Source organism: Streptomyces fuscigenes (genome assembly GCF_021556455.1).
GTDB lineage: Bacteria > Actinomycetota > Actinomycetes > Streptomycetales > Streptomycetaceae > Streptomyces > Streptomyces fuscigenes.
This window is the reverse complement of sequence record NZ_JAKGCV010000228.1, coordinates 1-8,869: the sequence shown is the minus strand read 5'-3', so window position 1 is coordinate 8,869 and position 8,869 is coordinate 1. Positions and strand designations below refer to the sequence as shown.

The following is an 8,869-nucleotide window of genomic DNA, read 5'->3' as shown; positions in this document are numbered from 1 at the left end:
CCGCCGGCTGGAGCAGTCCTTCTCGGCGGTCGACTTCTTTGAGCAGCGCGGCATCGGCTTCGTGGTCGCCGTCAACGAGTTCGACGGGGCCTTCCGCTACAGTCCCGACGAGATCAGGTCCGCCATCCGCCGCGGCATCGGCCTGGCCGAGACCGAGGCGGACGCGAAGGCCGAGGCGGAGGCGGGCACCGCCGCCGCGCCCCGGCCCTCCGAGGACCCGCCCCGGCGGCAGGCACCGGCACGGCCGGACCTCCCGCAGCGGCAGCTCCCGGAGAGACCGGCACCGCGTCCACGCGAAGGGCACCGCCGCACCCCCACCACCGAGGAGCAGGAATGACGATGGCGAGCGACGCAACGACGGCGCACACACAGGACCTCGACTGGCTGCTCGCCGGACTGGTCCAGCGCGTCCCCCACACCCGCAGCGCGGTGCTGCTCTCCTCGGACGGACTGGTCAGGTCCCTGCACGGCCTCGACTCCGACAGCGCCGACCACATGGCGGCCCTGGCCTCCGGCCTCTACTCCCTCGGCCGCAGCGCGGGCGCCCGCTTCGGCGACAGCGGGACGGTCCGGCAGGTCGTCGTGGAACTCGACTCCACGCTCCTGTTCGTGACCACGGCGGGCACCGGCACGTGCCTCGCGGTGCTCGCGGGCCGCGAGGCCGACGCCGCCATCCTCGGCTACGAGATGGCGATGCTGGTCAAGAGCGTGCGGCCCTATCTCGTCACGCCCGCCCGCCGGCCCTCGGGCGCGGCCCCCGACCGCGCGGGGCGGTGACGCGTGACGGTCGCGAAGGACGGCCCGTGGCTCGACGGGGCGGCCGGACGCCTGATCCGCCCGTACACCGTGAGCGGGGGCAGGACCCGGCCGGCCGTCGCCCTCGACCTGCTCACCCTGGTGATATCCACCGGGAGCATGCCCCAGGCGCCCCTCGGTCCCGAACACGGCGAGGTGCTGGGCCTTTGCCCGGCACCCACACCGGTGGCGGAGATCGCCGGGCGCATGGGGCTGCCCGCGACCGTCACCAAGATCCTCCTCGCGGACCTGGTGCAGTGCGGCGCCGTCACCGTGCGCCCGCCCTCCCGGTTCCAGGACCCCACCGACCAGTCACTCCTCGAGGCGGTGCTCGATGGCCTACGACGACAGCTCTGAACCCGTGTCCGGGTCCGCGATCGACACGGCCCCGGACACGGTCGCGCCCCCGGACCCGGGCGCGGCACGCGCCGGGGCCCCGTCGGCGGCCCGCGCACCGGAGCAGCGCTCGCCCGCGCACGAGTCCGCCCCGGCCGCCCGGCCGGCGGACGGGCCCGCGGCGCAAACCCCGGCACGTCCGGGCGCCGCGCCGCCCCCCGCCGGCCCCGAAGCCTTCCCCCAGGCGCTCAAGGTGCTGGTCGCCGGCGGGTTCGGGGCCGGCAAGACGACCTTCGTCGGCGCCGTCAGCGAGATCGCGCCGCTCAGCACGGAGGAGCTGCTGACCCAGGTCGGAGCCGGCCTCGACGACCTGACGGGCGTCGAGGCGAAGACGTCCACCACCGTGGCCATGGACTTCGGCCGGATCACCCTCGACGCGCACCACGTGCTCTACCTGTTCGGCACGCCGGGGCAGGAGCGCTTCTGGTTCCTGTGGGACGAGCTGTGCGCGGGGGCCCTCGGCGCGGTCGTGCTCGCCGACACCCGCCGGCTGGAGCAGTCCTTCTCGGCGGTCGACTTCTTTGAGCAGCGCGGCATCGGCTTCGTGGTCGCCGTCAACGAGTTCGACGGGGCCTTCCGCTACAGTCCCGACGAGATCAGGTCCGCCATCGGGCTCGCGCCGGAGGTGCCCGTCGTGCTGTGCGACGCACGCACCGCCAGCTCCGGCATCCGCACGCTCGTCACCCTCGTCCAGCACCTGCTCACCTCCGTCACGGCGGGGGAGGCCACGTCGTGACCTACGACCCGATCGGCAGGATGCTGATCACCCCTGAGGACCGGGACGGGCCGGAGCGGGTCAGGCGGCTGCGGGGCCTCGGACTGGGCGAACGCCCCGAGCCCGCGTTCGACGCGCTGGCGCTGCGGCTCGCCCGCCTCACCGGTGCGCCCTACGCGGGTGTCAACTTCCTGGGCGAGCACGGTCAGTTCTTCGCCGGCCTGCACACCCCCCACGGCCCCGCGACACCCCGGGGCCTCGCGCGCAGCTTCGGCTTCTGCCCCCACGTGGTGGCCCGCCGCAAGGCGCTGGTCCTGGAGGACGTGAGGGACTTCCCGCGGTTCGCGGCCAATCCGCTGGTCGACGGCGCCGGCATCCGCTCGTACCTGGGCGCCCCGGTCACCGACCGGACGGGAGTGGTGCTCGGCACCGTCTGCGCCGGGGACACCGAACCCCGGCGGTGGGGCCGCGAGGGGCTCGACATGGTCAAGTCGCTCGCCGGTGAGCTCGCCGCCGACCTGCACCGAAGGGAGGAGCATCTGCTCTGATCCGGCATGGCGGGCCGCGATGGGGAAAGAGGCACGGGGAAGGACGGGAACGACCCACACCGCACCGGAGGCGCCGCCCATGATCCGCTACACGCCGGGAATGCTGACCGCGCACGACGGGATCCAGATCGCCGGCTACACCTGGCTGCCCGAGAGCGGCCGGCCGCGCGCCCTGATCCAGATCGCGCACGGGGCAGCCGAGCACGCCCTGCGCTACGACCGCTTCGCCCGGCTCCTCACCGACCACGGCTACGGGGTGCTCGCCACGGACCTGCGCGGCCACGGCGCGACCGCCAACGGCGGCTTCGGGGCGGCCGGAGCGGACGGCGACACCTGGCGCGCCGACGTGGCGGACCTGCGGACGGCGGGCGAGAAGGCCCGCACGCTCTTCCCGGACGTGCCGGTCTTCCTGCTGGGACACGGCATGGGAGCGATGCTCGCGCGCGACTACGCCCAGGAGCACCCGGACGACCTGGCCGGGCTCATCCTGACCGGCGCGGCGCGCACCCTGCCCGGCTGCGAGATCGCGGAGGCCGCCGTACGGCTGGAGCTGGAGATCGAGAAGGAGGGGCGGGACGCCCGCTCGCCGTTCCTCGCCGACCTCTTCGCCTCGTTCAACGAGGGCTTCGAGCACCGCACCGGCTTCGAATGGCTCTCGCGCGACGAGTCGGAGGTCGACGCCTACGCGGAGGACGAGCGCTGCGGCTTCCCCTTCTCGGCCGGGCTCGCGCTCGACTGGGTGCTCGGCGTCCGCAAGATCAACGACCCGCGGGCGCTCGCCCGCGTCCCCGCCGACCTGCCCGTGCACCTGGCCGTCGGCGAACAGGACCCGTCCCACCAGGGCATGACACTGCTCTACGAGCTTCTCGAGGACTACCGCTACCTCGGGACGCGGGACCTGACCTGGAAGGCCTACCCCGGGGCGCGGCACGAGGTGCTGAACGAGACGAACCGCGACGAGGTGCACCGCGACCTCACGGACTGGATCGGCGAACGCGTGCTGTGACCCGCGGCACCGGGCGCCGCCGGAGTGCGCGCCCCGGGGTGCGTGCCGCGCCCGGCTCTCCCCGTACACGGCCGCGGCCGGTCCCGCACGCAGGGGACCGGCCGCGACGGCCCTGTGTCAGGCCGCGTTCAGCCGCTCGATCTCCTCGGCGCTCAGCACCAGGTCGGCGGCCTCGACCGAGTCGCGGACGGAGCCCGGCCGGCTCGCCCCCGGGATCGGCACCGTGACGGGCGACTTCGCGAGCAGCCAGGCCAGGCAGACCTGGTGCGCGCTGACGCCGTGCGCCTCGGCCACCTCGGCGAACGGGGCGAACCTCGAACCGAGTTCACCGGCCTTGACGATGCCGCCGAAGGGGCTCCACGGCAGGAACGCGATGCCCAGCTCGGTGCAGAGGTCGAGTTCCGGCTCACTGGAGCGGAACGCGGGGGAGAGCTGGTTCTGCACGGACACCAGCCGTCCGCCCAGGATCTCGTTGGAGGCCCTGATCTGCTCCGGGTTCGCGTTCGAGATGCCCGCCTGGAGGATCTTGCCCTCGTCCAGCAGGTCCCGGATCGCGCCGACGGACTCCTCGTACGGCACCTTCGGGTCGGGGCGGTGGAACTGGTAGAGCCCGATCGCCTCGACGCCCAGCCGCTTGAGGGACGCCTCGCAGGCCCGCTTGAGGTAGGCGGGGGAGCCGTCGAGCGTCCAGGAGCCGTCGCCGGGGCGCAGGTGGCCGCCCTTCGTCGCGACGAGCACCTCGGAGCCCCGCTCGTGGGTGGCGAGTGCCTTCGCGATGAGCGTCTCGTTGTGGCCGACGTCGTCCGCGTGCAGGTGGTAGGCGTCGGCGGTGTCGATGAACGTCACGCCGGCGTCCAGTGCCGCGTGGACGGTCGCGACGGAACGGGCCTCGTCCGGCCGGCCCTCGATCGACATCGGCATGCCGCCCAGGCCGATCGCGCTGACTTCCACGGAACCGATGCGGCGAGTCTTCATGGTGGAACGCACCTTCCTCTTCGACCAATTGCCCCAGCAGCTTGGTCGATACGGAGCCCGCTCGTCCAATAGAAGAAAGCGAACGCATTCAGCGACGCGGCTTCTGAATCGCGGCTAAGCTTCCGAGACGTGGAACTCCGCCATCTCGAGTACTTCGTCGCCGTCGCAGAGGAACGTCACTTCACGCGCGCCGCCCAGCGGCTCATGGTCTCGCAGTCGGGTCTCTCGGCCTCCGTGCGGGCCCTGGAACGCGAGCTGGACGCGGCGCTGTTCGTGCGCTCCACCCGCCGTGTGGAGCTGACCGAGGCCGGGCGTGCCCTCTTCGTCGAGGCATCCCGCGCGCTGGCCAGCGTGCGTTCCGCCAAGGAGGCGGTGGCCGCGGTCCAGGGCCTGCTGCGGGGGACGCTCTCCGTGGGAACGGAGCAGTGCATCGCGGGCGTGGACGTGCCGAGCCTGCTGGCCCGCTTCCGCTCCGAGCACCCGGAGGTCGAGATCCGGCTGCGCCAGGCGGGGTCCGCGGCGCTGGCCGACGACGTGGCGGAGGGCCGCCTCGACCTCGCCTTCGTCGCCCTGTCGTGCTCGGTCCCCGACGGCATCCGGCTGCTGCCGATCGGCCGGGACCGGATGGTGCTGCTGTGCCGTCCCGAGCACCCGCTGGCCGGGCGCGAGGGGGTGCCCTGGAGCGATCTCGGAGGGGAGACCTTCGTCGACTTCCACGCGGACTGGGGCGCCCGCCGCCGCACCGACCAGGCCTTCGCCGCCTCCGGCACCCAGCGGCGCGTCGCGCTGGAGGTGAACGACGTGCACACCCTGATCGAGCTGGTGGGGCACGGTCTCGGGGTCGCGGTGGTGCCGAGACCGGTCGCGCTGAAGCCTCAGGCGGCCGGCCTGTGCACGGTGGAGCTCACCGGGGCCGACACCTGTGTCTGGGAGGTGTCGGCCGCCGTACCGGACGACCGCCGCACGACGCCCGCGGCGCGCCAACTGCTCTCGTACCTGCCGGCCGCCGCCCGCTCCGCCGACGTTTCCACGGGCGACGGCGGGCCGACCGGCCCCGGACCCGGCCACGCCGAGGGAACGGGAGGCGAAGGGGCCGGGACGGGCGGCGGCCCCGTCATCCCCGTTCCAGCGCCCCGCGGATGAACGCGGCCTGGCCGACGTGCTGGAGGTCGTCCGAGATCACGCTCATCAGCCGCACACCCAGCGTTACGGACGGCGTCCAGGAGTCGTCGACGACCCGCTCGAAGTCCTTGTCCTCCAGCGTCCCGAGGTAGGCCACCGTCCGGTCGTGCACGGCGTCGTGGTAGCCGGCGAGGAGCTCCGCGGACACCCCGCTCACCGCGGCGACGTCGCGCGAGGAATGGCCGTAGCCGGTGGCCGAGGGCCGGAACGGGAGCTCGAAGCGCTCCGACCACCCCTCGGCCGTCCACACCTGGTCCGAGCCGGCGGCGTCCGCGACGTGATCGTCCTGGATGCGTGTGAGGTGCCAGACGAGCCAGGTGATCGAGTTCGCGCCCCCGTCCAGCCGGGTCGCCAGCTCCTCCGGGCCGAGTCCGTCCACCACGTGGTGGACGATCTCCCTGATCCGGCCGAAACCGTCGATGAGCAGGTCACTGCTTGCGGGCATGCCGCGCTTCCTTCCGTCGTGCCGGACTTCCCGTACGCCAGGGACAGCTTCCCTCGCGCCGTCGGGCGACGCCCCCCGACAAGCGGTTCGTAAGCAGTGAGGTGAGTGCGGTATTGTTCTCTTGCACGTTCGGCCAGGGGAAACCCCAGGTCACACGGGCATCGGGACGTGGCGCAGCTTGGTAGCGCACTTGACTGGGGGTCAAGGGGTCGCAGGTTCAAATCCTGTCGTCCCGACTCGAAGGAGTCGCAGGTCAGGGCCGGTATCGGAGGAATCCGAGACCGGCCCTCGATCGTTTTGGGGACCGGTCGGCACCCGGCGCCCTTGACCGGGGCCGGGGGGCCACGGCGATGGGGCTCGGCGGGGCGCGGATCCCGCACAAGAGTGCGAAAGAGACCCGCACCGGCGGCGGTGATCTTGTGCGCGTCCTGGTGGGGGCCGCGCTGCGCAGGGGGCAGTGGCCCGTCGCCGGTGATCGTGCGGAGGACGTGCACCTGGGCCCGGGCATCGGCCGACCAGGTCGGTCCGGTGTGCCGGAGGTCGTGGCGGCGCAGGTGTCCGCGGCCGAGTTCGGTGACGGCTTCGTTCCCGTGCGTGGCGTCGCGCGGGACGGCGGTGGAGTCGCTTCCGGCCGCTCGGGCCGGTGAAATCGCCCACCCGCACGCGTCCTGCCGCCCGTCCGTGTCCGGATCCCGCGTCAATACGGTCGAGCCCGAGCCACGCGCCGGGCGCGAGGCGACCGCGCCTGGAGCGCTCCGCGCCTCTGGCGAAGTAACGATTGCGTGAAGGGCAAATGGAGCCGCACTCTTCACTTTCGCGTCATCCGTCATCACCTGCGGCGCCGTTCGGCCCTCTGATGTAAAGCCAAGCAGCGCCTGCTACCCGGGTGTTGACGAACCATTCGTGTCTGTCATCTCACCCGCCACTCTCCTGTGAATCTCCGCATCTCCTGCCACTGTTGCGTGGCCCCTGCACGGAGAGCCGTGAGGGGAACACGCATGGTGAGGAGTCTTTGTGTCGGACAACAGGGGTGGGCCGAGACGCGGACGTCGTCTCGGGTTGTTGCCGGGGACCGCGGCGGTCACGTCGATCGTGGTGCTCGGGGCGCTGGTACCGCTGGGGGAGGCGTCGGCCGCGACGCCCGCGGCCTCGGGGAAGGCGACGGCCCCCGCGGTGCCCGCGGGGGTGACGAAGCCCGCCGCGTCGCAGGTCTCCGCCTTGGCTGTCGTCCGGGCCGCCGCACAGGCGCGGATGTCGGGCAGGACCGCGAGCGGATCGAGGGCGCCGAGCCGGTCGAGGGAGTCCAGGTAGCCGCCCAGCGGGTCCTGGCGTCCGGGCGCGGGCTCGTGCAGGCCCACGGCGAACTCGGGCAGGACGTGGTCCCCCGACAGCAGCAGGCGCCGGTCCTCCTCCCACAGGCAGATGTGTCCGGGCGAGTGCCCCGGCGTCCACAGGGCCCGCAGGCCGAAGCCGGGCACCTCCGGGTCGTCGCCGTCGCGCAGCAGCCGGTCGGGGTGCGGCATCTCCTCGGGCCGCGGGCGCGCGCGGACCCGGGCGAGGTACCGGTCCGCGAGGCGGTGGGGGGCGCCGACCCGCTCCAGCAGCGCGGCGAGGCGCCCGGCCGGATCGCGCTCGGCCGCGGCGAGCAGGGGCACGTCGAGTTCGTGCAGCGCGATCCAGGCGCCGGAGGCCTCCCGTACCCGCCCGGCGAGGCCGTAGTGGTCGGTGTGCGCGTGGGTGACGATCACGCCGCGTACGTCCTCGACCCGGGTGCCCGCGGCGGCGAGGCCGGCCCGCAGGCCGTCCCAGGCCTCGTCCGTGTTCCAGCCCGCGTCCACCAGATAGGGACCGGCATCCGTCTCGAACACGTAGACGAGTACGTACGGCGGGGCGGCGGGCAGCGGCACCGGGACGCTCCACACGCCGGGTGCGACCCGCTCGACGGGCGGCAGCGGCCACGGCCCGCCCGGTGGGGCCGCGTCGGCCCCGGTGGTGGTGGGCGGCATGCCTCGGTCCCTCCCCTTCGCGATCGTCGTAACGTACTACGGACGTGCGCCGGCTCCGCCCAGCGCCCGCAGCGCGAAGCCGACGACCCGGTCCGCGGCGGCCCGCGCGGCGTCGGGCGACGGCCGGGCCAGCTGCTCGTCCACCGCGTGGCGCAGGAGCGCGCCGATCGAGCCGGCGTCCGCCGCGACGTCCCGTACGGCGGGGAAGTCCCCCGCGGCCCTGCCGCGCTCGATGATCCCGGCGATGAGGGTCCGCGCCGCCGCGTCGATCCTGGCCCGCTCGGCCGCGTAGCCCCGGGCCCGCACGGCCTCCTCGGAGACCATGAGGAGCACGCGGCCGCGGCGGCGCGGGTCCCAGGTGAGCCGCAGGGTGCCGCGGACGAGGAGGCGCAGCGCGTCGGCGGGCGCCGCGGCCACGGCTGCCGCCGCCCGCATCTCCGCGGTGAAGATGTCGGCGTCCTTGCGGAACAGGGCGCCCAGCAGGTCGTCCTTGGAGCCGAAGTGCCGGTAGAAGGCGCGGGTCGAAAGGCCCGCCTCGTCGAGGATCCGACCGACGGACACGGTGGCCCCCGCGTTCGCCGCCAGGCACCTGGAGGCGGCATCCACGATCCGGGCGCGCTCCTCGCGGCGCGCGGTGCCCCGGCCGTCCTCCAGGTCCTCGCGCCCCGCCATCGGCCGGCCTCCCCAGTGCCCGAGCTGCTTTTCCGGTGCGTCAGGCTAGCGGGGGCCGTCCGCGGTCCGCGGCCGGGGTCCGCCTGCCGGCCGGCGGCGCTGCGGGCCGCCCTCCGGGGCGCCGCCGCG

At 73.9% G+C, this 8,869-nt stretch carries 11 protein-coding genes, 1 tRNA gene and 1 pseudogene; 9 read left to right on the top strand and 4 right to left on the bottom strand.

What is annotated here, in order from left to right:
- The 6 genes and pseudogenes from L1885_RS18150 to L1885_RS18125 all read left to right on the top strand — a co-directional run.
- Nucleotides 1–337 (top strand): annotated as a pseudogene (locus tag L1885_RS18150) (hypothetical protein); the annotation flags it as partial.
- A 2-nt stretch (nt 338–339) separates the two neighbouring features.
- The gene (locus L1885_RS18145; protein WP_235798182.1) at nt 340–777 is read left to right on the top strand and encodes a roadblock/LC7 domain-containing protein; all 438 of its coding nucleotides are present in this window, start codon (nt 340–342) and stop codon (nt 775–777) included.
- A gap of 3 nt (nt 778–780) precedes the next feature.
- Nucleotides 781–1,152: a DUF742 domain-containing protein gene (locus L1885_RS18140; RefSeq protein WP_235798181.1), complete on the top strand. Its 372-nt coding sequence runs from the start codon at nt 781–783 to the stop codon at nt 1,150–1,152.
- Nucleotides 1,130–1,927 carry a GTP-binding protein gene (locus L1885_RS18135; protein WP_235798180.1) on the top strand — a complete coding sequence of 266 codons (798 nt, stop codon included), beginning with the start codon at nt 1,130–1,132 and terminating at the stop codon, nt 1,925–1,927. Before L1885_RS18140 ends, L1885_RS18135 begins: the two co-directional genes overlap by 23 nt.
- Nucleotides 1,924–2,454 (top strand): GAF domain-containing protein, encoded by a 531-nt coding sequence (locus L1885_RS18130; protein ID WP_235798179.1) that lies wholly within the window; start codon nt 1,924–1,926, stop codon nt 2,452–2,454. The genes L1885_RS18135 and L1885_RS18130 overlap by 4 nt, the downstream gene beginning before the upstream one ends.
- Before the next feature lie 79 nt (nt 2,455–2,533).
- Nucleotides 2,534–3,460, top strand: coding sequence for an alpha/beta fold hydrolase (locus L1885_RS18125; protein ID WP_235798178.1), 927 nt, complete (start codon nt 2,534–2,536; stop codon nt 3,458–3,460).
- A 117-nt stretch (nt 3,461–3,577) separates the two neighbouring features.
- On the opposite strand, the gene L1885_RS18120 is transcribed toward L1885_RS18125, so the two are convergent.
- The gene (locus L1885_RS18120; protein ID WP_235798177.1) at nt 3,578–4,435 is read right to left on the bottom strand and encodes an aldo/keto reductase; all 858 of its coding nucleotides are present in this window, start codon (nt 4,433–4,435) and stop codon (nt 3,578–3,580) included.
- 129 nt (nt 4,436–4,564) lie between these two features.
- On the opposite strand from L1885_RS18120, the gene L1885_RS18115 reads away from it, so the two are divergent.
- Nucleotides 4,565–5,578, top strand: coding sequence for a LysR family transcriptional regulator (locus L1885_RS18115; protein WP_235798176.1), 1,014 nt, complete (start codon nt 4,565–4,567; stop codon nt 5,576–5,578).
- Here L1885_RS18115 and L1885_RS18110 read toward each other — a convergent pair.
- A complete protein-coding gene (locus tag L1885_RS18110; protein ID WP_235798175.1) occupies nt 5,550–6,062 on the bottom strand; it encodes a mycothiol transferase in 513 nt (170 codons plus the stop codon). The two genes, L1885_RS18115 and L1885_RS18110, sit on opposite strands and share 29 nt — an antisense overlap.
- Before the next feature lie 162 nt (nt 6,063–6,224).
- Between L1885_RS18110 and L1885_RS18105 the strand changes: the two genes are divergently transcribed.
- Nucleotides 6,225–6,298: transfer RNA gene (locus L1885_RS18105), tRNA-Pro, on the top strand.
- A gap of 114 nt (nt 6,299–6,412) precedes the next feature.
- On the top strand, nt 6,413–6,709 hold the full coding sequence (locus L1885_RS18100) for a hypothetical protein (protein WP_235798174.1): 297 nt from the start codon (nt 6,413–6,415) through the stop codon (nt 6,707–6,709).
- A gap of 231 nt (nt 6,710–6,940) precedes the next feature.
- Here L1885_RS18100 and L1885_RS18095 read toward each other — a convergent pair whose 3' ends face one another.
- Nucleotides 6,941–8,068 carry an MBL fold metallo-hydrolase gene (locus tag L1885_RS18095; RefSeq protein ID WP_235798173.1) on the bottom strand — a complete coding sequence of 376 codons (1,128 nt, stop codon included), beginning with the start codon at nt 8,066–8,068 and terminating at the stop codon, nt 6,941–6,943.
- Between the two features lie 36 nt (nt 8,069–8,104).
- Nucleotides 8,105–8,740, bottom strand: coding sequence for a TetR/AcrR family transcriptional regulator (locus tag L1885_RS18090; RefSeq protein WP_235798172.1), 636 nt, complete (start codon nt 8,738–8,740; stop codon nt 8,105–8,107).
- Nucleotides 8,741–8,869: the final 129 nt, after the last annotated feature.

Coding starts and splice junctions, on each gene's coding strand:
- L1885_RS18145 (WP_235798182.1), top strand. CDS start 340: ATGGCGAGCGACGCAACGACGGCGCACACACAGGACCTCGACTGGCTG.
- L1885_RS18135 (WP_235798180.1), top strand. CDS start 1,130: ATGGCCTACGACGACAGCTCTGAACCCGTGTCCGGGTCCGCGATCGAC.
- L1885_RS18125 (WP_235798178.1), top strand. CDS start 2,534: ATGATCCGCTACACGCCGGGAATGCTGACCGCGCACGACGGGATCCAG.
- L1885_RS18120 (WP_235798177.1), bottom strand. CDS start 4,435: ATGAAGACTCGCCGCATCGGTTCCGTGGAAGTCAGCGCGATCGGCCTG.
- L1885_RS18110 (WP_235798175.1), bottom strand. CDS start 6,062: ATGCCCGCAAGCAGTGACCTGCTCATCGACGGTTTCGGCCGGATCAGG.
- L1885_RS18100 (WP_235798174.1), top strand. CDS start 6,413: ATGGGGCTCGGCGGGGCGCGGATCCCGCACAAGAGTGCGAAAGAGACC.
- L1885_RS18095 (WP_235798173.1), bottom strand. CDS start 8,068: ATGCCGCCCACCACCACCGGGGCCGACGCGGCCCCACCGGGCGGGCCG.
- L1885_RS18090 (WP_235798172.1), bottom strand. CDS start 8,740: ATGGCGGGGCGCGAGGACCTGGAGGACGGCCGGGGCACCGCGCGCCGC.